Origin of the sequence: Pseudomonas putida, assembly GCF_009883635.2 — a bacterium.
Classification (GTDB): domain Bacteria; phylum Pseudomonadota; class Gammaproteobacteria; order Pseudomonadales; family Pseudomonadaceae; genus Aquipseudomonas; species Aquipseudomonas putida_W.
The window spans coordinates 4516746-4538686 of the sequence record NZ_CP026115.2 but is presented as its reverse complement, the minus strand read 5'-3'; the positions used below and the strand labels follow the sequence as shown (position 1 = coordinate 4538686).

Sequence of the window (21941 nt, the reverse complement as noted above, 5' to 3'; positions counted from 1 at the left end):
CGGTGCATTGTAGGACCATGGTTGCACAAGCCGGGGAAAGCTCATGAGCAAACGCGTGGCATTGGTGTTGGGATCGGGAGGCGCTCGTGGGTATGCCCATATCGGCGTGATCGAGGAAATCGAACGGCGCGGCTACGATATCGCCTGTATCGCCGGCTGCTCCATGGGCGCAGTGATTGGCGGCATCTACGCGGCAGGCAAACTAGAGGAATACCGCAACTGGATCGAAAGCCTGGACTACCTGGACGTGCTGCGCCTGGTCGACGTCAGCTTTCGCCTTGGTGCCATCCGCGGTGACAAGGTGTTTGGCCAGATTCGCAAGATCGTTGGCGACATGAACATCGAGCAGCTGCGCATCCCTTACACGGCGGTAGCGGCCGACCTTACCAACCAGCAGGAAATCTGGTTCCAGGAGGGCTGCCTGCATCAGGCCATGCGTGCTTCGGCGGCGATTCCGAGCCTGTTCACGCCAGTGATGCAAGGCAACCGCATGCTGGTCGACGGCGGCATTCTCAACCCCTTGCCAATCGTACCGGTGGTGTCCAGCCATTGTGATCTGATCATCGCGGTCAACCTCAACGCCACCAACCAGAAGCAGTACCAGCTGCCGGTGATCGAGCGGCCCGCAGCCTTCAAGATGCGCTTCGACGCCCTGCTCAGCTCACTCGGCTCACGCCTGCCGTTTCGGCGCAAGCCTGCCGAAGAGCTGATTCGCATCGAGCAAGAGATCGTCGCCGAAGGGCTGGCGCCGCCCAACCCGTGGCTGGCCGACACGGCCGACCCTGAATCTCAGCAACCCGCCGCAGCGCCCGAACGTGAAGGCGCACCGAAGTCGGCGACCGGCTCGTTCATCATCGACAACGTCGGGCCGGCCTCGCTGCTCGACCTGATCAACCAGAGCTTCGAGGTGATGCAGACTTCACTGGCGCAGTACAAGATTGCCGGGTATCCGCCAGATGTGCTGATCAACGTGCCCAAGCGGGTGTGCCGGTTCTTCGAGTTCTACAAGGCGCCGGAACTGATTGCGCTGGGGCGGGAGATTGCGCGGGATACGCTGGACAACTATGAGGGAGTCAAACGCTAGCCTGTACTGGCGGCAGAAATGAAACAGGCCGCATCGCGCGGCCTGTTTCATCATGCGTCCATCACTCAATAACGAGTGATGTCGGCAGTGCCTTCCAGCTGCTTGCGGTAAGCCGCAAAGTCCTGCTGCCCGGCACGCGATGCGAGGTAGCGGCGGATCTGCTGCTTCTCGTCGTCGCTGGCGGCGGCACCTTCGTTGACGCCCTTGAGCTGCAGCACGACCAGGCTGCCGTCGGCCAGGACCACGCTACCGTACACCGGCTTGTCCTTGGCTTGCGGCTTGGCCAGGCGGAACAGCGTCTGCAGTTCGGCAGGATCGATACCGTCCTGACCACGGGTCACGGCTTCGTGAGTCTTCCATTGCTGACCGTCGTGAGCGCCAGCGGCAGCGATGGAACCATCACGCAGGCCGGCAATCAGCTTGTCCGCCTTGGTCTTGAGTTCGGCAGTCGCCTTCTCCTTGGCCAGGTGTTCGCTGATGTTCTTGGCCACGGCTTCCAGCGGCAGTTGCTCCGGCTTGCGGTGCTCCTTGACGCGCAGCACCACGGTGGTCTCCGGGTCCAGCTCGATGGCGGTGCTGTTGGCACCTTCATCCATTACCTCTTCGGAGAACGCAGCCTGAATCACGCCACGGTTGGCCGTGATGCCCTCGCCGCCTTCGCGGCCGAACGGAGCGGAAGTCTGCACCTTGAGGTTCAGGTCCTGGGCCGGCTGGGCGAGGTCGGAAGCCTCGTAGGCGGCATCCTGCAGCTGCTTGCTGGCATCGACATAACGCTGCTCGACCAGCGGGGTCTTCAAGTCGCGGGTCAGCTTGTCCTTCAGGCTGGCGAAGCTCGGGACTTCCGGCGCCTGCTTGCCCAGCAGCTTGATCAGGTGGTAACCGAACTCGGTACGCACCGGGGCCGACACCTGGCCGTCGTTGAGCTTGTACAGGCTGTCTTCGAAGGCCGGGTCATACACGCCTGGGCCGGCGAAGCCGAGGTCACCGCCATTGCTGGCAGAACCTGGGTCCTGGGAGAACTCCTTGGCCAGCTTGGCGAAGTCTTCACCCTTGGCCAGGCGCTGCTCGATCTCTTCGGCCTTGGCCTTGGCCTGGGCGTCGGTGACCTTGTCGTTGACCTCGATGAGGATATGCGCGGCATGGCGCTGTTCGGCGAGGTTGGCGACTTCCTTCTCGTACTGGGCCTTGAGCTCTTCGTCGGTGACCTTGACCTGGTCGAAGAACGCCGACTTTTTCAGCTCGATGTAGTCGATGACCACCTGGTCCGGGGTCATGAACTCCTTGGCGTGCTGGTCGTAGTGCGCCTTGATTTCGTCATCGCTGACCTTGACCGCCGCCGGGTTGGCCTTAAAGGTCAGGGAAGCGAAGTCGCGGGTCTGGTTTTCCAGGCGCGCAAAGGCGTCGACCTGCTGGTCGGTGACGAAGCTGCTGCCGGCGATACCGGTACGCAGCTGGCCGATCAGCATCTCTTCCCCGAGCATGTCGCGGAATTGCATGCGGCCATAGCCCATCTGGCGGATGACTTGGTCAAAACGATCGGCGCTGAACTTGCCATCGACCTGGAACTCCGGGGTCTGCAGGATCACTTGATCCAGCGCGGCTTCGGAGAAGGCGAACTTGGCGTCTTCGGCACCCTGCAGCAGCAGTTTGCGATCGATCAGGCCTTTGAGCGCAGACTCGCGCAGCAATTTGTCATCCAGCAGCGCTGGGTCAAAATCCTTGCCCAGCTGTTGCATCAGCTGGCGGCGCTGCATGTCGGCGGCCTGGCTCAGCTCGTTCTGGCTGATGGTGTGGCCGTTCACCTTGGCCGCGTCCTGGCTGTGGGTGGCGGCCTTGAAAATGGCTTCAAAGCCGGTCAACGCCATCAACACGACGATGAGGCCAATGATGGTCTTGGCAATCCAACCTTGTGAATTGTCCCTGATATTTTGCAGCATGCGTCCCCCAGAAACGGCTGTACCACTGCGTCGACAACCGCGGAGCGTGGGTAGAATCCTGATAAAAGAAAGGCGCATCCGAGGATGCGCCTTTTCTTAGCAAACGTGTCAGGCGGGAACGTTTGCGGCCCCGCCATCAGCGTGCTCGGACCTGGCCAGGCCGGGTCCGGCTGAAAGAGACGACTTAGTTGACGGCGTCTTTCAGGCCTTTGCCTGCCTTGAAACCTGGAACCTTGGCAGCAGCGATCTTGATCGCCTTGCCAGTTTGCGGGTTACGGCCGGTGCGCTCGGCGCGCTCTTTGACCGAGAAGGTACCGAAGCCAACCAGAACGACGTCGTCGCCTTGTTTCAGGGCGCCAGTCACGGAGTCGATCACAGCGTCCAGAGCTTTGCCGGCGGCAGCCTTGGAAATGTCAGCCGATGCAGCGATAGCGTCAATCAGTTCCGACTTGTTCACTCTAAGTCCCCTTATTTCTCTATTGAGTTTGTTTCTAAGTATGTAAAGAAAAGCTTATGAAACGTGTGCCGGGTGGCAGCTTGACAATAGCGTGCCGCTTTATAGCAAGGCCCAGAAAAAACTGTCAAGGAAAGCCCCCCAGCCAAAAACTACTAATGCGTGCTGATTCTTTCCTTAGCATCGCCGTCGCGTTTGTCATCTTTAGCGACAATCTCCGGAGCCACATCTGGCAAGGGCTCCGGGGCGTATTGCAGCGCAATTTGCAGGACTTCGTCAATCCATTTGACCGGTTTGATCTGCAGATCCTGTTTGATATTTTCCGGAATTTCCTTCAGATCGCGAACATTCTCCTCGGGGATGATCACCGTCTTGATCCCGCCACGGTGTGCAGCCAGCAGTTTTTCCTTCAACCCGCCGATGGCCAACACTTGGCCGCGCAGGGTGATTTCACCGGTCATGGCCACATCGGCGCGTACCGGAATCTGCGTCAGCGCGGACACCAGCGCGGTGCACATGCCGATACCGGCGCTCGGGCCATCTTTCGGCGTGGCGCCTTCGGGCATGTGGATATGCACGTCGTGCTTCTCGTGGAAGTCGGCGGCAATCCCCAGGCTGCGGGCCCGGCTGCGGACCACGGTCTGCGCGGCAGTGATCGATTCGACCATGACATCACCCAGCGAACCGGTCTTGATCAGTTGGCCCTTGCCAGGGATGACCACCGACTCGATGGTCAGCAGTTCGCCGCCCACCTGGGTCCAGGCAAGGCCGGTGACCTGGCCGATCTGATCCTGCTGCTCGGCCAGGCCGTAGCGGAACTTGCGTACGCCGAGCAGGTGCTCGAGCTGTTCGCTGGTGACCTTGACCTTGACCTGTTTCTGCCCGGTATGTTCCTTGACCACCTTGCGGCAGACCTTGGCGATCTGGCGCTCCAGGCCACGCACACCGGCTTCGCGGGTGTAGTAACGGATGATGTCGCGAATCGCCGAGACGTCGATGTCCAGTTCTTCGGCCTTCAAGCCGTTGGCCTTGACCTGCTTGGGCGTCAGATACTTGACCGCGATGTTGATCTTCTCGTCCTCGGTGTAGCCCGGCAGGCGGATGACTTCCATGCGGTCGAGCAGCGCCGGTGGAATGTTCATCGAGTTCGAGGTGCACAGGAACATCACGTCCGAGAGGTCGTAATCGACTTCCAGGTAGTGGTCGTTGAAATTGTGGTTCTGCTCAGGGTCGAGCACTTCCAGCAGCGCCGAAGCCGGGTCGCCACGCATGTCGCTGCCCATCTTGTCGATCTCGTCGAGCAGGAACAGCGGGTTGCGCACACCCACCTTGGTCATCTTCTGGATCAGGCGACCAGGCATCGAGCCAATGTAGGTACGGCGGTGACCACGAATCTCGGCCTCGTCACGCACGCCACCCAGGGCCATGCGCACGAACTTGCGATTGGTCGCGGCAGCGATCGACTCGGCCAACGAGGTCTTGCCGACGCCAGGCGGGCCGACCAGGCACAGCACCGGGCCGCGGATCTTCTTCACGCGCTTCTGCACGGCGAGATACTCGAGAATCCGCTCCTTGACCTCTTCAAGGCCATAGTGGTCGGCGTCGAGGATTTCCTCGGCCTTGGCCAGGTCCAGACGCACCTTGCTCTGGGCCTTCCACGGCACCTGCACGAGCCAGTCGAGGTACGAGCGCACCACGGTTGCCTCGGCAGACATCGGCGACATCTGTTTGAGCTTGTTCAATTCGGCCTGGGCCTTGGCCAGAGCATCTTTCGGCAGACCGGCGGCCTCGATGCGCTTTTTCAGCTCTTCGACTTCGTTGTGGCCTTCGTCACCATCGCCGAGCTCCTTCTGAATGGCCTTCATTTGCTCATTCAGGTAGTACTCGCGCTGGCTGCGCTCCATCTGCTTCTTGACCCGCCCTCGGATACGCTTCTCGACCTGCAGCAGGTCGATTTCGGCATCCAGCAGTGCCAGCACGTGCTCGACACGGGTCGCCAGATCGACGATCTCGAGGATTTCCTGCTTCTGCTCGATTTTCAGAGCCATGTGCGCGGCCATGGTATCGACCAGGCGACCAGGCTCTTCGATGCTGTTCAGCGACGACAGCACTTCGGCGGGGACTTTCTTGCCCAGCTGCACGTACTGCTCGAACTGCGACAACAGCGTGCGCACGAAGACTTCCGACTCACGCTCGGCAGCGTCGGTTTCGTCGATCAGGGAGACTTCGGCACGGATGTGCCCTTCTACTTCGGTGAAACGCTCGACCGCACCGCGCTGCTCGCCCTCAACCAGCACCTTGACAGTGCCATCGGGCAGCTTCAGCAGTTGCAATACGGTAGCGACGGTACCGACCCGATACAGGGCATCTTCGCCTGGATCGTCATCGGCCGGGTTCTTCTGGGCCAGCAGCAGGATCTGCTTCTCGCCCGTCATCGCGGCCTCGAGGGCTTCGATGGACTTCTCACGCCCCACGAACAGTGGGATGACCATGTGCGGATAGACGACGACATCGCGCAATGGCAAAAGAGGCAAGTCGAGGGTGGTCTTCATGATTTCGCCTCTACAGCGGCCTTATGGCCGGAAACCGGTGGAAATGATGCTTGGACCTAATGTGGGGGCACGCTTGGGAAATTACAAGCGCTTGCATAGGAAAAGCAGAAAGGGGCCCGTAGGCCCCTTTCTTGCTTGCTGCCATCACCCGGCATTGACCTGAAATCAGGCGTCGGGCGCGGCCTTGGCTTGCGGCTCGCTGTTTTCGTAGATCATCAGCGGCTGCGAAGTGCCTTCGATGACGCTCTCATCGATCACCACCTTGCTGACATCCTTCTGCGAAGGAATCTCGTACATGGTGTCGAGCAGCACGCCTTCGAGGATCGAACGCAGGCCACGGGCGCCAGTCTTGCGCTCCAGGGCCTTGCGCGCGACGGCCTTGAGGGCGTCGGTGCGGAACTCGAGGTCCACGCTTTCCATCTCGAACAGCTTCGCGTACTGCTTGGTCAGGGCATTCTTCGGCTCGGTGAGGATCTGCATCAGTGCAGCCTCGTCCAGCTCGTCGAGGGTCGCCAGAACCGGCAAGCGGCCGACGAACTCAGGGATCAGGCCAAACTTGACCAAATCGTCCGGTTCGACTTCGCGCAGCGATTCGCCAACCTTCTTGCCCTCTTCCTTGCTGCGTACTTCGGCGCCAAAACCGATGCCACCCTTGGTGGAGCGGTTCTGGATGACCTTTTCCAGGCCGGAGAAGGCGCCACCGCAGATGAACAGGATGTTGCGGGTATCAACCTGCAGGAATTCCTGTTGCGGGTGCTTGCGGCCGCCCTGCGGCGGAACCGAAGCAACGGTGCCTTCAATCAGCTTCAGCAGCGCCTGCTGCACGCCCTCGCCCGAAACGTCACGGGTGATGGACGGGTTGTCCGACTTGCGCGAGATCTTGTCGATCTCGTCGATGTAGACAATGCCCATCTGGGCCTTTTCCACGTCGTAGTCGCACTTCTGCAGCAGTTTCTGAATGATGTTCTCGACGTCCTCACCCACGTAACCGGCTTCGGTCAGGGTGGTGGCGTCAGCAATGGTGAACGGTACGTTCAACAGGCGCGCAAGGGTTTCAGCGAGCAGGGTCTTGCCCGAGCCGGTAGGCCCGATGAGCAGAATATTGCTCTTGCCGAGTTCGACTTCGTCGCCCTTCTTGTCACGCTGGTTCAGGCGCTTGTAGTGGTTGTACACCGCTACGGCCAGGACCTTCTTCGCGCGTTCCTGACCGATGACGTACTGGTCCAGGATGCCGCTGATTTCTTTCGGCGAAGGCAATTTGTGCGCGCTGCTTTCGGCCTGGGCTTCCTGCACCTCCTCACGGATGATGTCGTTGCACAGGTCGACGCACTCGTCGCAGATAAATACCGAGGGCCCGGCAATCAGTTTGCGCACTTCGTGCTGGCTTTTGCCGCAGAAGGAGCAATAAAGCAATTTGCCGCTGTCCTCGCCGTTACGGGTGTCAGTCATTCGATCGATCCAATCCGGTAGGCTTGCAACACAAGATGAAGGCAATTGCGGGCTTTTTCAAGTCCGCAGGTAGGCGCTTTCCGCACCTACCTGCTCTGGCACCTAGGTTCAGGATACCAGTTGCCGCTTGTCGTATACCGAGTCGATCAGGCCGTACTCGGCCGCGCGCGAGGCGCTCATGAAGTTGTCACGCTCGGTGTCACGCTTGATGGTCTCGAGATCCTGGCCGGTGTGGTAGGCCAGCAGCTCGTTCAGGCGCGCCTTGATATTGAGGATTTCCTGGGCATGGATCTCGATATCGGTGGCCTGGCCCTGGAAACCGCCCAGTGGCTGGTGGATCATCACGCGCGAGTTCGGCAGGCAGTGACGCTTGCCCTTGGCACCCGCGGCCAACAGGAACGCTCCCATGCTGCAGGCCTGGCCGATGCAGATGGTCGAGACGTCCGGTTTGATGAACTGCATGGTGTCGTAGATCGACATGCCAGCAGTCACCGAGCCGCCCGGGGAGTTGATGTACAGATGGATATCCTTGTCCGGGTTTTCCGCCTCAAGGAACAGCAGCTGCGCCACTACCAGGTTGGCCATGTAATCCTCTACCGGGCCAACCAGGAAAATCACTCGCTCCTTCAACAGGCGCGAGTAGATGTCGTAGGCACGTTCGCCACGGGCGGACTGCTCGATAACCATCGGGACCAGGCCGCCTGCGGCCTGGATGTCAGAGCTCTGCTGAATATAAGAATTGCGGGACATGTCCTGCGCTCACTCCCAAATAGTCATGGCTTGAATACGCACAAGCCAGCTCGAAGGCTGGCTTGTGGGGGTTTCCTACGAGAGCAGCCTGTTACTCAGCGGCGGCAGGAGCCTGTGCTGGCTTAACGGCATCTTCGTACGAGACCGACTTGTCGGTCACAGTCGCTTTCTGCAGAACAGTATCTACAACTTGTTCTTCCAGCACAACCGAACGAACTTCGTTCAGTTGCTGGTCGTTCTTGTAGTACCAGGAGATGACCTGCTCAGGCTCTTGGTAAGCCGAGGCCATTTCTTCGATCATTTCGCGAACCTTGCCTTCGTCTGGCTTCAGTTCGAACTGCTTGACCACCTCAGCGACGATCAGGCCCAGCACCACACGGCGCTTGGCTTGCTCTTCGAACAGCTCGGCCGGCAGTTGCTCAGGCTTGATGTTGCCACCGAACTGCTGAACAGCCTGGACGCGCAGGCGGTTGACTTCGTTTTCCAGCAGGGCCTTTGGCACTTCGATCGGGTTGGCGGCCAGCAGACCGTCCATGACCTGGTTCTTGACCTTGGTCTTGATCGCCTGACGCAGCTCACGCTCCATGTTCTTGCGAACTTCGGTGCGGAAGCCTTCCAGGGTCGATTCCTTGATACCGAACTGGGCGAAGAACTCTTCGTTCAGCTCTGGCAGCACAGGGGCCGACACGCTGTTGACGGTGATGGTGAACTCGGCGGCTTTGCCAGCCAGGTCCAGGTTCTGGTAGTCCTCTGGGAAGGTCACGTTGACAACGCGCTCTTCGCCAGCCTTGGCGCCAACCAGGCCATCTTCGAAGCCTGGGATCATGCGGCCGGAGCCCAGCACCAGCTGGGTGCCCTTGGCGGAACCACCGGCGAACACTTCACCGTCGACCTTGCCGACGAAATCGATGTTGACCTGATCGTCGTTCTGCGCAGCGCGCTCGACGGCCTCGAAGCGGGTGTTCTGCTTGCGCAGGACTTCCAGCATGTTGTCCAGGTCGGCGTCAGCCACTTCGGCGCTCAGGCGCTCGACGTTGATCGACTCGAAGCCGGCAACGGTGAACTCTGGGAACACTTCGAAGACGGCAACGAATTCCAGGTCCTTGCCCTTCTCGAAGGACTTCGGCTCGACGGCTGGAGCGCCAGCCGGGTTCAGCTTCTGCTCGACGATGGCTTCGTAGAAGGAAGCCTGGACCAGGTCACCGAAAGCCTCTTGACGGGCATCGGCTTCGAAACGCTGACGGATCACGCTCATCGGCACCTTGCCTGGGCGGAAGCCCGCGACCTTGGCGCGCTTGGCAGTCTGTTGCAGACGCTTGTTGACTTCGTTCTCGACGCGCTCGGCCGGAACGGCGATGGTCATGCGGCGCTCGAGAGCGGAAGTGTTTTCAACAGAAACTTGCATGGATATTCCTCGTTGCACAGACGTTAGCCGGCGATAGCCCGACTCCAGAATCAAGGGCAAACATTCTAGTGAGTCACGCACCAGAAGTCACCCCACCCGGGACGACGGGAAACCTCGCCGGTCGATTAACTTGCATGGCCCGCACGGTGAAGTGCCGAGCCTCTATATATAGAGGGCCGCATACCCCCCCAGTGGGTGGCACACAACCGAAATACCTTGTCAAACAACCACCAGCTTGAAAGCGACCCGCTTATTCAGGATCGACCTCATTGAACTGGCAGTACTCCTCCCACTCCATACCCAGTGCCTCAGCCACTTCGCGATGGGTCTCCAGGCGCATGGCCTGCAGTTGCTCGGGGCTTTCGGCAATCAACTGCAGCGCCAGCTCCCAGGGCTGAATCCCCTGCTCATCGGCGGCATCCTCGAATGCCCACTCGATCTGCTGGGCCTGCTCACGCGCATCCAGCTCACGGATTTCCTCGAGCAGCTGCGGATTGGCTTCGGCGAAGCGCTGCAACGCCAGGGCCTGGCGGGCTTCTTTTGCAATCATCGGGGTGTTCCTCTGCCGGCCAAATGGGCCGGTGTTTCAACCGGCTGAAATCTAACAGCTTTTATTGGGGTGTCACCAGAAGATTACAAGGGGCGAGATGGAGTTATGGCTGCGAAGATTTCAGCTTGAGCCTTGCAGCGCCTGCGAGATCGAGCGCCGCCCGCGCGGCGCATCGCGAGCTTTGCTCGCTCCTACGTTTGTTTCGGGCCAATTATTCCTGTGGGATTTGCGCGCGAACGCCTTGGCGCATGGCGCGATATCGCGTCGTACAAACAAGGCGGTCGCGCGCGTCTGCCACAGGCGTTACTGGCCCGAAACAAACGTAGGAGCGAGCAACGCTCGCGATGCGCCGCGCGGGCGGCGCTCGATCTCGCAGGCGCTGCAAGGCTCAAGCGAACCCCCCAGAAACAACAAAGGCGCCCGATCTCACGACCAAGGCGCCTTCAAAAAATATGGGGTGGACGATGGGAATCGAACCCACGACAACTGGAATCACAATCCAGCGCTCTACCAACTGAGCTACGCCCACCATATTGCGGTGTTGCAGTGTTGCGATACAGACTTACAGAAGCATGGTGCGGACGAAGAGACTCGAACTCTTACAGCTTGCGCCGCTGGAACCTAAATCCAGTGTGTCTACCAATTTCACCACGTCCGCGTAACGCTTAAAACAAAGGCGCCAGATCATTCAATCAAAGGCGCCTTCGTCGAATATGGGGTGGACGATGGGAATCGAACCCACGACAACTGGAATCACAATCCAGCGCTCTACCAACTGAGCTACGCCCACCATATTGCATTACAGCCTTACTTGCTTGCCCAAGCTGCCTAAATGGCGCACCCGGCAGGACTCGAACCTGCGACCATCCGCTTAGAAGGCGGATGCTCTATCCAGCTGAGCTACGGGCGCTTAAGCTTGAAGCCTAACCGAACAAGCTGTTAACAGGTAACTGCCAAACCACTCATTCTGCCCGACCTCGCCAACCAGTGCTAGGCTGTGCCCGACAAGTGCGGCGAATCTTATAGGCGAGCCTCCAGGTCGTCAACACCTTTCTCCAAAAAATTTAAATTATTTAAGGGGTTAGGGGATTTGCCCGACCACCCGCCTTTGCCCTTGGGCGATGTCGTGCGAGAATGCGCCCTCTTTATTGTTCCTTTCTCGATGGTTAATCACGCGTCTATGACTGCACACCTAATCGATGGCAAGGCGATCGCCGCCAACCTGCGCAAGCAGATCGCTCAACGTGTCGAGGAGCGTCGCCAGCAAGGCCTGCGCACTCCGGGCCTGGCGGTGATCCTGGTCGGCACCGACCCCGCCTCCCAAGTCTATGTCTCGCACAAGCGCAAGGACTGCGAAGAGGTCGGCTTCATTTCCCAGGCCTTTGACCTGCCCAGCGAGACCACGCAGCAAGCGCTGACCGAGCTGATCGACCGCCTCAACGATGACCCGGCCGTCGATGGCATCCTGCTGCAATTGCCGCTGCCGGCGCATCTGGATGCCTCGCTGCTGCTCGAGCGCATCCGCCCCGACAAAGACGTCGACGGTTTCCACCCGTACAACATCGGCCGCCTGGCCCAGCGCATCCCGCTGCTGCGCCCGTGCACGCCCAAAGGCATCATGACCCTGCTGGAAAGCACCGGTCAGGACCTGTACGGCATGAACGCGGTGATCGTCGGCGCGTCCAATATCGTTGGCCGCCCGATGGCCATGGAGCTGCTGCTGGGCGGTTGCACCGTGACCGTCTGCCACCGCTTCACCAAGGACCTGGCCGGCCACGTCGGCCGCGCCGACCTGGTGGTCGTGGCGGCCGGCAAGCCTGGCCTGGTCAAGGGTGAGTGGATCAAGGAAGGCGCCATCGTCATCGACGTCGGCATCAACCGCCAGGAAGACGGCAAGCTGGTCGGCGACGTGGTCTACGAGACCGCCCTGCCGCGCGCTGGCTGGATCACGCCGGTTCCGGGCGGGGTCGGGCCGATGACCCGCGCCTGCCTGCTGGAGAACACGCTATATGCAGCCGAAGAGCTGCATAAGTGAGTAAAAACGGCACCTCTCGAGGTGCCGTTTTCATAGGCGCGGTCAATTGATCAGTTGCGCGCGGCCTCCCACGATTTCAGCAACTCGTTGTAGCTCACTGTCTCGCCCTTGGGCTTCTCGTTGGCCAGCTTCGGCTTCGGGGCGCCCGGCTGGTCGAACCAGTATTGAGCATCGCGCTCCGGGTTGAGCTTTGGCGCGCAAGTGGCCTGAGCGTTGGAACGCTGCAGGCGCTCCATCATCCGGTCCTGGTCACGGGCCAGGCCATCCAGCGCCTCTTGCGGGGTCTTCTCGCCACTGGCCACTTCGGCAATATGGCTCCACCACAACTGCGCCAGCCGTGGATAGTCAGGCACGTTGGTACCGGTCGGAGTCCATTGCACCCGCGCCGGGCTGCGGTAGAACTCCACCAGCCCGCCGAGCTTGGGCGCCAGGTCGGTCATGGCCTGGGAGTTGATATCCGACTCGCGGATGGGTGTCAGGCCCACGACGGTCTTTTTCAGCGACACGGTCTTGGAGGTGACGAACTGAGCGTACAGCCACGCCGCCAGCCGCTGCTTCTCGGGGGTGGACTTGAAGAAGGTCCAGGAACCGGTGTCCTGATAACCCAGCTTCATCCCTTCCTCCCAGTACGGGCCCTTCGGCGAAGGCGCCATGCGCCACTTCGGCGTGCCGTCGGCATTGACCACCGGCAGGCCCGGCTTGGTCATGTCGGCGGTAAAGGCGGTGTACCAGAAGATCTGCTGGGCGATGTTGCCCTGGGCCGGCACCGGCCCGGCCTCGGAGAAGGTCATGCCCTGGGCTTCCTTGGGTGCATAGGCGCGCATCCAGTCCACATACTTCTGCGTCGCATACACCGCCGCCGGGCCATTGGTATCGCCACCGCGGGTCACGCTGGAGCCGACCGGGTGGCAGTCCTCCACGCGAATGCCCCATTCATCCACGGGCAGGCCATTGGGCAGGCCCTTGTCGCCGCCGCCGGCCATGGAGAACCAGGCATCGGTGAAGCGCCAGCCCAGTGACGGGTCCTTCTTGCCGTAATCCATATGGCCATAGACGCGCTTGCCGTCGATTTCCTTCACGTCCTCGCTGAAGAACTTGGCGATGTCCTCATAGGCCGACCAGTTCACCGGCACCCCCAGCTCGTAGCCGTACTTTTCCTTGAACTTGGCTTTCAGCTCCGGTCGCTCGAACCAGTCGGCACGGAACCAGTACAAGTTGGCGAACTGCTGGTCGGGCAACTGGTAGACCTTGCCGTCCGGCGCCGTGGTGAAGGAAATGCCGATGAAGTCCTTGAGGTCCAGGGTTGGCGAGGTGTAGTCCTTGCCTTCGTTCGCCATCAGGTCGGTGATCGATTCCACCTTGCCGTAGCGAAAGTGCGTACCGATCAGGTCGGAGTCGTTGACCCAGCCGTCGTAGATGTTCTTGTCCGACTGCATCTGGGTCTGCAGTTTCTCCACCACGTCGCCTTCCTGGAGCAGGTCGTGGGTCAGCTGAATACCGGTGATTTCGCTGAAGGCCTTGGCCAGCACCTTGGATTCGTACTCATGGGTGGTAATGGTTTCTGACACCACGTTGATCTTCATCCCACGGAACGGCTCAGCCGCCTTGATGAACCACCTGAGCTCGGCCAACTGCTGCTCAGGCGTCAGGGTCGAAGGCTTGAACTCGCTGCCGATCCACTTCTTCGCCGCGTCTTCATACTGATCGGCCCAGGCCATGCCCTGCGCGCTGGCCAGTACCAGCAACGCGGCCAGGGTCAAATGTCGCCTCTTGTGATTGTTCTGGAACATTGTGATCTCCTGATTGAGTCATTTCACGGGGCCGCTCGCTCAGCCCCAGCGCAGCACCACCACCAGCCACGCCAGCGACAGCAGCGAGGCCACCCACAGCGGCCAGTCGCTGAGCCCGACCACCAGCAGATGCAGGTAGGCGCTGGCCAGCAGGCCGATGAACAAACGATCGCCACGGCTGGTGACGAGCGGCAGAAAACCGCGCCGCTCCACGCAAGGGCGACGCAACTCCAGCAACGTCATGCAACACAGCAGTACGCCGATGGCGGCGAAGAACAGCGCCGTCGGCAAGGTCCAGGCCATCCACTCCATCACCCGCCCTCCTCACACCCGGCCCAGGGCAAAGCCCTTGGCCACATGGTTGCGCACGAACCAGATCACCAGCATGCCGGGCAGGATGGTCAGTACCCCGGCCGCCGCCAGCACGCCCCAGTCGATGCCGGAAGCAGACACCGTGCGGGTCATCACCGCGGCGATCGGCTTGGCGTTGACCGAGGTCAGAGTGCGCGCCAGCAGCAGTTCGACCCAAGAGAACATGAAGCAGAAAAATGCCGTCACGCCGATCCCGGAACCGATCAACGGGATGAAGATCTTCACGAAGAAGCGCGGGAAGCTGTACCCATCGATGTAGGCTGTTTCGTCGATTTCTTTCGGTACCCCCGACATGAAGCCCTCCAGGATCCACACCGCCAGCGGCACGTTGAACAGGCAGTGAGCCAGGGCCACAGCGATATGGGTGTCGAACAGGCCAATCGAGGAATACAGCTGGAAGAACGGCAGCAGGAACACCGCCGGTGGTGCCATGCGGTTGGTCAGCAACCAGAAAAACAGGTGCCGGTCACCGAGGAAGCGATAGCGCGAAAAGGCGTATGCCGCCGGCAACGCCACCAACAGCGAAATCACCGTGTTCAGGCACACGTAGTACAGCGAGTTGATGTAACCGCTGTACCAGCTGGCATCGGTGAAGATCACCCGGTAGTTGTCCAGGGTGAATGCCTGCGGCCACAGGGTCAGGCCGCCGAGGATCTCGGTGTTGCTCTTGAACGACATGTTCAGCAACCAATAGATCGGCACCAGCAGAAAGAAGAAATACACCAGCAGGGCCAGCGTCTTGCGCATGCTCATGGGCTAGTCCTTGTCGGCGTGGGTCATGGCGGTATAGAACAGCCATGACACCAGCAGGATGATCAGGAAGTACACCAGCGAGAATGCCGCCGCCGGGCCGAGGTCGAACTGCCCTACCGCCATGCGCGTAAGGGTCTGGCTGAGGAAGGTGGTCGCGTTGCCCGGCCCGCCACCGGTCAGCACGAATGGCTCGGTGTAGATCATGAAGCTGTCCATGAAGCGCAGCATCACGGCGATCAGCAGCACATTCTTCAGCTTCGGCAACTGGATATGGCGGAACACCGCCCAACCCGAGGCCCGGTCGATGCGTGCTGCCTGGTAGTACACGTCGGGAATGGCACGCAGGCCCGAGTAGCACAGCAGCGCCACCAGCGATGTCCAGTGCCAGACATCCATCACCAGCACCGTGAGCCAGGCATCGAACGGGTCGCCGGCGTAGTTGTAGCTGACCCCGAGCTTGGCCAGGGTCGCGCCTAGCAGGCCGATATCTGCGCGCCCGAAGATTTGCCAGATGGTGCCCACCACGTTCCATGGGATCAGCAACGGAACGGCCATGACGATCAGGCACACCGACGCCATGCGCCCCTTGGTCGGCATGGTCAGGGCGATGGCGATGCCCAGCGGAATCTCGATCAGCAGCACGCAGGCGGAATAGACGAACTGCCGCAGCAAGGCGTCGTGCAGCGCCGGGTCGCGCAGCACCTGGCGGTACCAGTCAGCACCGACGAAATAGCGGTTGGACGGGTCGAAGATGTCCTGCAACGAATAGTTGACCACGGTCATCATCGGTATCACGGCACTGAACGCCACCAGCAGGAACACCGGTAGCACCAGCCACCAAGCCTTGTTGTTCGGCACCTTGTTCATGGCCCGGCCTCCAGCAGCACATCGTCCACGTACAGCATCAGCCATTGCGTCGGCAGGCTGACCCAAGCTTGCGCCAGCGGCAGCGGTCGGTCCTCGTCCACGCGAGCTTTCAGCGCAACGCCGCCCAGTTCGAGGGTGACGATGCGGTAGGTGCCCAGGTCCTCGACATCGCTCACCTGGGCCGGGTAGGCGCCATCGAACGGGCTGTCCCACAGCTGCACGAACTCCGGGCGGATGCCTACCTGCAAACGCCCGCCCGCCGTTGCAGCCAGGCGCTCGCGCAGGCCATCGGGCAACGCCAGGTGGATATCGCCAAATGCCACGCCGTCGGCTTCGGCACGCACCTCGACCAGGTTCATCCCCGGGCTGCCGATGAAGTAGCCGACGAAGGTATGCCGCGGCCGCTCGAACAGTTCTCGTGGCGTACCGAACTGGACGATGCGCCCCCCGTGCATCACCGCGATCTTGTCGGCGAAGGTGGAGGCTTCCAGCTGATCGTGGGTGACGTAGATCATGGTGATGTTGAATTGCTCGTGGATCTGCTTGAGCTTGCGCCGCAGCTTCCACTTCAGGTGCGGGTCGATCACCGTCAGCGGCTCGTCGAAGAGAATCGCCGACACGTCGTCGCGCACCAGGCCGCGACCCATGGAAACTTTCTGCTTTTCGTCGGCACTGAGGTTGCGCGCCTTCTTGCCGAGCACGGCGCCGAGGTCCAGCACCTCGGCGATCTCCGCCACCCGCTCGCGCACCCGCGCTTGGTCAAGGCCCTGATTACGTAGCGGGAAGGCCAGATTGTCGAACACCGTCATGGTGTCGTACACCACCGGGAACTGGAACACCTGGGCAATGTTGCGCTGCTGCGGCGACAGCGCATTGACCGGCTTGCCGTCGAACAGCACTTCGCCATGGGACGGCGTGAGCAGGCCGGAGATGATGTTCAGCAAGGTCGACTTGCCGCAGCCCGACGGCCCGAGCAAGGCATAGGCGCCTCCCTGCTCCCACACGTGCTCCAGTTCGTGCAGGGCGTAGTCGCCCTCGGACGTGGGTTGCCGGCTGTAACTGTGCGCCAGCTGGCGCAGTCGGATCTCGGCCATCAGGCACTCCTCGCCTGGCGCAGCCCCGGTGCCTGCACCAGCGCGCCGGCACTGTCGAAGACGAACAGCTTGTGGGTAGGGATGAACACGCGGATCGGCGTATCCACCTGATATTCGTGAACCCCTGGCAAGTGCAGGATCATCCGCCAGTGCTCGTTGCGCACGTGCAGAAAGGTCTCCGAGCCACTGATCTCGGCCAGCTCCACGCGCACGGCCAGCTCAAGGTCATCGTCATGGGTCGGCACCAGAGTGATGTGGCTGGGGCGTACGCCGAAACGGTAGTCGCCATCAGCGATCCCCTGCAGGTCGGCATTGCGCGCGAAGTGCACGGCCTGGGCCAGGCTCACTTCGTTGCCGGCGACACGCCCGGGCACCAGGTTGATCGGCGGCTCGGAAAACAGCTCGGCGGCCAGCACGCTACCAGGCCGCTGGTAGACCTGGGCCGTCGCCCCGCTCTGGACGATGCGCCCTTCGTGCAACAGGGTCGTGGTACCACCCAGCGCCAGCGCTTCGTTGGGCTCGGTGGTGGCATACACGGCGATGCAGTTGCGGGCGGCGAACAGCTCGCGCAGCTCCTGGCGCAGCCCTTCGCGCAACTTGTAGTCGAGGTTGACCAGCGGTTCGTCGAACAGGATCAGCGAAGCATCCTTGACCAGCGCCCGGGCCATTGCCGTGCGCTGCTGCTGGCCACCGGACAGCTCCAGTGGCAGACGCTGCAGGTAGGCGTCGATGCGCAGCATCTCGGCGGTTTCCTGCACCCGCCGGCGGATATCCGCCTCGGCCAGGCGGGCCTGGCGCAAAGGCGAGGCGATGTTCTCGAACACGCTCAAGGTCGGGTAGTTGATGAACTGCTGATACACCATCGATACATTGCGCTGGCGCACCGGCATACCGGTCACGTCCTCGCCGTTCATCAGCACGCGCCCGTGATCCGGTCGGTCGAGCCCGGCCATCAGCCGCATCAGGCTGGTCTTGCCCGCCAGCGTGCGGCCCAGCAGCACGTTGAACGAGCCAGGCTCGAAACGCAGCGAAGCATCGATGATCCAGGCTTGGCCATCGACACTGCGACTGACCTGCTCCAGCACCAAGGACATGGCATGACCTGCTCGTATGGGTTGTCTGCCCTACAGAGCCAGTTCCGTGCCAATTGCGCTACACCGCTCTAGCCCAGGCCCTGGGCGGCGTGGCCGGTAAATCGGTGGTTCGCAAGTGAACACATGCACTGCACACCTGAACACTTGTCGGTTTGACATTGAACAACCGTGAACGACACTGAACAGCGGTCGGCCCCATAACAACAATCACACAGGACAGGCCCATGGCCGCATCCGCTTCGCCCCATGCCCAGCTGATCCAGGCCTCCTGGGCGCGCTGCCGCGACCACGGCCTGCAACCCCAGAGTGAGCCAGATTTCGACTGCCTGACCCACGCCGAACTGAACGCCCTGCTCGAACGGCGCCAGGCCCTGCTGCACCTCACCCGCGACGAAGTGCTGCCGCACTACGCCCACCTGCTGAGCAATGCCAGCTACCTGGTGATGCTGGCCGATGCCAGCGGCTGCCTGCTCGACACCTGGGGTTCGCGACGTTTCATCGACCCACGCCAACAGCAAGGCTTCAGCGCCGGTGCCCATTGGCACGAGCGCGGCGTCGGCACCCATGCGCTGGGTACTGCGCTGGTCTGCGCCGAAGCGCTTCACGTCGGCCAGGATGAGCACTTCCTGCGCCAGAACCGCTACATGTCCAGCGCTGCCGCGCCGTTGTTCGACGCCAACCGGCACCTCGTCGGCGTGCTCGACGTGGCCAGCGACGGTTACCTGCCGGCCAGCCAGACCTTGGGCCTGGTGCGCATGATGAGCCAGAGCCTGGAAAACCGACTGATCCTTGCCGAACATGCCGACCGGCACGCCCAGCTACTTTTCAACAGCGCCAGCGACAACCTCGACAGCCCGTGGGCCGGCCTGCTGGTGTTCGACGACAGCGGCCAGGTGCTGGCCGCCAACCACCGGGCCGACAGCCTGCTCGGCGGCAACCCGTTGCGGCAGAACATCGAGCAGCTGTTCCAACAGCCACTGCGGCAACTGCTCGGCCACCCGCAACAACGGCCATTCGCCGTGCAGGCCGCCGGGCGTAACCGCTTCCATTGTCAGTGGCAGGCCCCTCGCCAACCGCCATCGGCCTGCACTGACCCGCGCCTGGTCAAGGCCCTGGAGCAGGCGCGCCTGTTGCTGGAGAAGGACATCCCGGTGCTGGTCCAAGGTGAAACCGGCGTCGGCAAGGAGGTTTTCGTCGACACCCTGCACCGCGCCAGCAGCCGTGCCCGGCAACCCCTGATCGCGGTCAACTGCGCGGCTATTCCCGCCGAGCTGGTCGAGTCGGAACTGTTCGGCTACGACAAGGGCGCCTTCACAGGTGCCCATCACAAAGGCAACCCCGGGCTCATTCGCAAGGCTGACCAGGGCATCCTGTTTCTCGACGAAATCGGCGACATGCCACTGCCCACCCAGGCGCGCCTGCTGCGCGTGCTGCAGACGCGCAGTATCCAGCCGCTGGGCAGCGGCGAGCCGGTAGCGGTGGACATACGCGTGGTCTCGGCCAGCAACCGCGACCTTGCCGCCGAGGTGCGTGCGGGGCGCTTTCGTCAAGACCTTTACTACCGCATCGCCGGGCTGGCAGTGGAGTTGCCGCCCCTACGCGAGCGCAGCGACCGGCGCGAGCTGATCGAGCAGGTGCATGCTTGCTACCGCGACGCCGGCCAACCACAACGGCTGCCAGCGGCCATTGTCGAGCTGCTGGACCGTCATCCCTGGCCGGGCAACCTGCGTGAACTGGTGAGCGTGCTGCAGGTGGCGCTGGCCCTGGCGGGGAACAGGCCGGTCGGCGTCGAGCACTTGCCGGCGGGGTTTCTGGCCGAAGCGCATGAGCCGTTGGCGAAGGCGGCAGAGCCTGCCAACGAAGCCGACCTGCAGACATTGCTGGCACAGGCCAATGGCAACCTGTCGGCGGTGGCCCGGGCGCTGGGCATCAGCCGCACCACGCTCTACAAGCGGCTGCGCGAACGCTAGGGGCTGACCACAGCCGATTCTGCTGCCGCCTGGCAAAAATCAGCCGCCCCCGCTGTCGCCAGCCCCTGCTTCAGCCAGCATCGCAACGCTGCGCGTCTGACAATATCTCCACAGCCCTTACTGGAGCGTCGCCGCAAGGAGACCCGTCATGACCCGCTATATCGATGTGCAAGACCTCGCCCGCCTGGTCAACCGCAAAGGCCTGCCCACTTGCCTGGTGGAAATGGCCGAGTACATCCGCCAGGACTACCTGCGCTGGCCAGCCTTCGAGAAGTGTGCACGGGTGGCCAACCACTCGCCCGACGGGGTCATCGAGCTGATGCCGGTGTCCGACGCCAGCCTTTATGCCTTCAAGTACGTCAACGGCCATCCGAAGAATACCCACCATGGCCTGCCTACGGTGATGGCCTTCGGCACCCTGGCCGATGTCGACACCGGCACCCCGCTGCTGCTCAGCGAGATGACCCTGACCACCGCGATTCGTACGGCAGCCACCTCGGCACTGGCGGCACGCTACCTGGCGCGTGAAGACAGCCGCAGCATGGCGCTGATCGGCAATGGCTCGCAGAGCGAATTCCAGGCCATCGCCTTCAACACCCTGGTGGGTATCGATGAAATCCGCCTGTACGACATCGACCCGACGGCCTCTGCCAAGCTGGTGGCCAACCTGGCCGGCCGCCCCGGCCTTAAGCTGAGCATCGCCAGTTCGGTTGCCGAAGCCGTGCGCGGTGCCGACATCGTCACCACGGTCACCGCCGACAAGGCCTATGCGACCATCCTCACGCCGGACATGATCGAGCCGGGCATGCACCTGAACGCCGTAGGTGGCGACTGCCCAGGCAAGACCGAACTGCATCGCGAGATCGTCGAGCAGGCGCGGGTGATCGTCGAGTACGAGCCGCAAAGCCGTGTCGAGGGCGAGATCCAGCAAATGCCTGGCGACTCGCCGGTGGTCGAGTTCTGGCAAGTGATCGCGGGGCTTGTGCAAGGCCGCGAGCATGCCGGGCAGGTGACCCTGTTCGACTCGGTCGGGTTTGCCCTTGAAGACTACTCGGCGCTGCGCTACGTGCTGGATAGCGCACGCATGCTGGGGATCGGCCAGGACATTGCGCTGGTGCCGACGCTGGACAACCCGAAAGACCTCTATGCGCTGCTGCAACCGCGGGTGGTGGGGGTTCGCTCGATGCACAAGGCAGACAGCGCCTGTGCCTGATACACCCCGGGGTCGCGCAGCGGCCCCGGTTTACGCCTACCCTGTCCATGCCCTCTTTCGAAAGAAGCCCCGCGCATGGACACCAAGGACGCCAACGCCCCACCCCTGGACCGCATCGACGAAGCCATCCTTGAGGTGTTGCGCCATGACGGGCGCATCACCTTCGAAAAGCTCTCGACCCTGGTCCACCTCACCCCGCGTCCCTGCCTGGAACGCGTGCGCAAGCTCGAACGCCGCGGCGTGATCCGCGGCTACGGCGCTATCATCGACTTGCAGAAGCTGGCCCCAGGCCTGTCGCTGCTGGTGTTGGTAGCCCTGTCCAACCAGAGCGGGCGCGTCGCGCAGAAAGCCTTCGAGGCCACCATGCTGAAGTGCCCGGAGGTTTACGAATGCCAACTGATCAGTGGCCACTTCGATTACAGCCTGCGCCTGCGCTGCCGTGACATGGAGCATTACCGGCTGCTCAGCGAAAGCTGGATGAACGACGATTCGCTGCATATCGACAAACTGGTGGCGCACCCAGAGCTAGCCGCGATCAAGTGCGTACCGCCACCGACCGGGCTGTAACCCGA

General features: G+C 61.9%; 18 protein-coding genes and 4 tRNA genes. 5 read left to right on the top strand and 17 right to left on the bottom strand.

The window, feature by feature from the left end; genetic code table 11:
• Positions 1–43 precede the first annotated feature (43 nt).
• Positions 44–1084 (top strand): patatin-like phospholipase family protein, encoded by a 1041-nt coding sequence (locus C2H86_RS20655; protein WP_159409584.1) that lies wholly within the window; start codon positions 44–46, stop codon positions 1082–1084.
• Positions 1085–1149: 65 nt separating this feature from the next.
• On the opposite strand, the gene C2H86_RS20650 is transcribed toward C2H86_RS20655, so the two are convergent.
• The 11 genes from C2H86_RS20650 to C2H86_RS20600 all read right to left on the bottom strand — a co-directional run bounded on the left by C2H86_RS20650 (position 1150) and on the right by C2H86_RS20600 (position 11091).
• The gene (locus tag C2H86_RS20650) at positions 1150–3021 is read right to left on the bottom strand and encodes a SurA N-terminal domain-containing protein (RefSeq protein ID WP_159409583.1); all 1872 of its coding nucleotides are present in this window, start codon (positions 3019–3021) and stop codon (positions 1150–1152) included.
• Positions 3022–3205: 184 nt separating this feature from the next.
• Entirely contained in the window at positions 3206–3478 is a 273-nt protein-coding gene (gene hupB / locus C2H86_RS20645) for a nucleoid-associated protein HU-beta (protein WP_159409582.1), read from the bottom strand.
• A gap of 152 nt (positions 3479–3630) precedes the next feature.
• Positions 3631–6027 carry an endopeptidase La gene (gene lon, locus C2H86_RS20640; RefSeq protein WP_159409581.1) on the bottom strand — a complete coding sequence of 799 codons (2397 nt, stop codon included), beginning with the start codon at positions 6025–6027 and terminating at the stop codon, positions 3631–3633.
• 165 nt (positions 6028–6192) lie between these two features.
• Positions 6193–7476: an ATP-dependent Clp protease ATP-binding subunit ClpX gene (gene clpX, locus C2H86_RS20635; protein ID WP_016394423.1), complete on the bottom strand. Its 1284-nt coding sequence runs from the start codon at positions 7474–7476 to the stop codon at positions 6193–6195.
• 108 nt (positions 7477–7584) lie between these two features.
• Positions 7585–8226 (bottom strand): ATP-dependent Clp endopeptidase proteolytic subunit ClpP, encoded by a 642-nt coding sequence (clpP, locus tag C2H86_RS20630; protein WP_060507986.1) that lies wholly within the window; start codon positions 8224–8226, stop codon positions 7585–7587.
• A 91-nt stretch (positions 8227–8317) separates the two neighbouring features.
• Complete coding sequence (gene tig / locus C2H86_RS20625; RefSeq protein ID WP_159409580.1) at positions 8318–9631, bottom strand: trigger factor; 1314 nt, start codon at positions 9629–9631, stop codon at positions 8318–8320.
• 250 nt (positions 9632–9881) lie between these two features.
• Positions 9882–10181: a DUF6388 family protein gene (locus C2H86_RS20620; protein ID WP_159409579.1), complete on the bottom strand. Its 300-nt coding sequence runs from the start codon at positions 10179–10181 to the stop codon at positions 9882–9884.
• Positions 10182–10634: 453 nt separating this feature from the next.
• Positions 10635–10710 (bottom strand) — tRNA-His (locus C2H86_RS20615).
• Between the two features lie 44 nt (positions 10711–10754).
• A tRNA-Leu gene (locus C2H86_RS20610) sits at positions 10755–10839 on the bottom strand.
• 56 nt (positions 10840–10895) lie between these two features.
• A tRNA-His gene (locus C2H86_RS20605) sits at positions 10896–10971 on the bottom strand.
• Between the two features lie 43 nt (positions 10972–11014).
• A tRNA-Arg gene (locus tag C2H86_RS20600) sits at positions 11015–11091 on the bottom strand.
• Positions 11092–11361: 270 nt separating this feature from the next.
• Between C2H86_RS20600 and folD the strand changes: the two genes are divergently transcribed.
• On the top strand, positions 11362–12216 hold the full coding sequence (gene folD / locus C2H86_RS20595) for a bifunctional methylenetetrahydrofolate dehydrogenase/methenyltetrahydrofolate cyclohydrolase FolD (protein WP_054883547.1): 855 nt from the start codon (positions 11362–11364) through the stop codon (positions 12214–12216).
• A gap of 50 nt (positions 12217–12266) precedes the next feature.
• On the opposite strand, the gene C2H86_RS20590 is transcribed toward folD, so the two are convergent.
• The 6 genes from C2H86_RS20590 to C2H86_RS20565 are packed head-to-tail and all read right to left on the bottom strand — an operon-like array spanning position 12267 to position 18186.
• Positions 12267–14006: an ABC transporter substrate-binding protein gene (locus C2H86_RS20590; RefSeq protein WP_159409578.1), complete on the bottom strand. Its 1740-nt coding sequence runs from the start codon at positions 14004–14006 to the stop codon at positions 12267–12269.
• A gap of 39 nt (positions 14007–14045) precedes the next feature.
• Positions 14046–14318, bottom strand: coding sequence for a DUF2160 domain-containing protein (locus tag C2H86_RS20585; RefSeq protein ID WP_159409577.1), 273 nt, complete (start codon positions 14316–14318; stop codon positions 14046–14048).
• 12 nt (positions 14319–14330) lie between these two features.
• Positions 14331–15131 (bottom strand): carbohydrate ABC transporter permease, encoded by an 801-nt coding sequence (locus C2H86_RS20580; RefSeq protein WP_159409576.1) that lies wholly within the window; start codon positions 15129–15131, stop codon positions 14331–14333.
• Between the two features lie 3 nt (positions 15132–15134).
• Positions 15135–15998, bottom strand: coding sequence for a carbohydrate ABC transporter permease (locus C2H86_RS20575; RefSeq protein ID WP_159409575.1), 864 nt, complete (start codon positions 15996–15998; stop codon positions 15135–15137).
• Positions 15995–17092, bottom strand: coding sequence for an ABC transporter ATP-binding protein (locus tag C2H86_RS20570; RefSeq protein WP_159409574.1), 1098 nt, complete (start codon positions 17090–17092; stop codon positions 15995–15997). Before C2H86_RS20570 ends, C2H86_RS20575 begins: the two co-directional genes overlap by 4 nt.
• Positions 17092–18186, bottom strand: coding sequence for an ABC transporter ATP-binding protein (locus C2H86_RS20565; protein WP_159409573.1), 1095 nt, complete (start codon positions 18184–18186; stop codon positions 17092–17094). Before C2H86_RS20565 ends, C2H86_RS20570 begins: the two co-directional genes overlap by 1 nt.
• Before the next feature lie 224 nt (positions 18187–18410).
• On the opposite strand from C2H86_RS20565, the gene C2H86_RS20560 reads away from it, so the two are divergent.
• The 3 genes from C2H86_RS20560 (at position 18411) to C2H86_RS20550 (ending at position 21936) form a co-directional block, all read left to right on the top strand.
• Positions 18411–20156 (top strand): sigma-54-dependent Fis family transcriptional regulator, encoded by a 1746-nt coding sequence (locus C2H86_RS20560; RefSeq protein ID WP_159409572.1) that lies wholly within the window; start codon positions 18411–18413, stop codon positions 20154–20156.
• 148 nt (positions 20157–20304) lie between these two features.
• Positions 20305–21369, top strand: coding sequence for an ornithine cyclodeaminase (locus C2H86_RS20555; RefSeq protein WP_159409571.1), 1065 nt, complete (start codon positions 20305–20307; stop codon positions 21367–21369).
• A 75-nt stretch (positions 21370–21444) separates the two neighbouring features.
• Positions 21445–21936 carry an Lrp/AsnC family transcriptional regulator gene (locus C2H86_RS20550; RefSeq protein ID WP_159409570.1) on the top strand — a complete coding sequence of 164 codons (492 nt, stop codon included), beginning with the start codon at positions 21445–21447 and terminating at the stop codon, positions 21934–21936.
• Positions 21937–21941: the final 5 nt, after the last annotated feature.

What these genes read in the sequence shown, in the direction of transcription:
- C2H86_RS20655 (WP_159409584.1), top strand. Translation starts at nt 44, where the DNA reads ATGAGCAAACGCGTGGCATTGGTGTTGGGATCGGGAGGCGCTCGTGGG.
- C2H86_RS20650 (WP_159409583.1), bottom strand. Translation starts at nt 3,021, where the DNA reads ATGCTGCAAAATATCAGGGACAATTCACAAGGTTGGATTGCCAAGACC.
- lon (WP_159409581.1), bottom strand. Translation starts at nt 6,027, where the DNA reads ATGAAGACCACCCTCGACTTGCCTCTTTTGCCATTGCGCGATGTCGTC.
- clpX (WP_016394423.1), bottom strand. Translation starts at nt 7,476, where the DNA reads ATGACTGACACCCGTAACGGCGAGGACAGCGGCAAATTGCTTTATTGC.
- clpP (WP_060507986.1), bottom strand. Translation starts at nt 8,226, where the DNA reads ATGTCCCGCAATTCTTATATTCAGCAGAGCTCTGACATCCAGGCCGCA.
- tig (WP_159409580.1), bottom strand. Translation starts at nt 9,631, where the DNA reads ATGCAAGTTTCTGTTGAAAACACTTCCGCTCTCGAGCGCCGCATGACC.
- C2H86_RS20620 (WP_159409579.1), bottom strand. Translation starts at nt 10,181, where the DNA reads ATGATTGCAAAAGAAGCCCGCCAGGCCCTGGCGTTGCAGCGCTTCGCC.
- folD (WP_054883547.1), top strand. Translation starts at nt 11,362, where the DNA reads ATGACTGCACACCTAATCGATGGCAAGGCGATCGCCGCCAACCTGCGC.
- C2H86_RS20590 (WP_159409578.1), bottom strand. Translation starts at nt 14,006, where the DNA reads ATGTTCCAGAACAATCACAAGAGGCGACATTTGACCCTGGCCGCGTTG.
- C2H86_RS20585 (WP_159409577.1), bottom strand. Translation starts at nt 14,318, where the DNA reads ATGGAGTGGATGGCCTGGACCTTGCCGACGGCGCTGTTCTTCGCCGCC.
- C2H86_RS20580 (WP_159409576.1), bottom strand. Translation starts at nt 15,131, where the DNA reads ATGAGCATGCGCAAGACGCTGGCCCTGCTGGTGTATTTCTTCTTTCTG.
- C2H86_RS20575 (WP_159409575.1), bottom strand. Translation starts at nt 15,998, where the DNA reads ATGAACAAGGTGCCGAACAACAAGGCTTGGTGGCTGGTGCTACCGGTG.
- C2H86_RS20570 (WP_159409574.1), bottom strand. Translation starts at nt 17,092, where the DNA reads ATGGCCGAGATCCGACTGCGCCAGCTGGCGCACAGTTACAGCCGGCAA.
- C2H86_RS20565 (WP_159409573.1), bottom strand. Translation starts at nt 18,186, where the DNA reads ATGTCCTTGGTGCTGGAGCAGGTCAGTCGCAGTGTCGATGGCCAAGCC.
- C2H86_RS20560 (WP_159409572.1), top strand. Translation starts at nt 18,411, where the DNA reads ATGGCCGCATCCGCTTCGCCCCATGCCCAGCTGATCCAGGCCTCCTGG.
- C2H86_RS20555 (WP_159409571.1), top strand. Translation starts at nt 20,305, where the DNA reads ATGACCCGCTATATCGATGTGCAAGACCTCGCCCGCCTGGTCAACCGC.
- C2H86_RS20550 (WP_159409570.1), top strand. Translation starts at nt 21,445, where the DNA reads ATGGACACCAAGGACGCCAACGCCCCACCCCTGGACCGCATCGACGAA.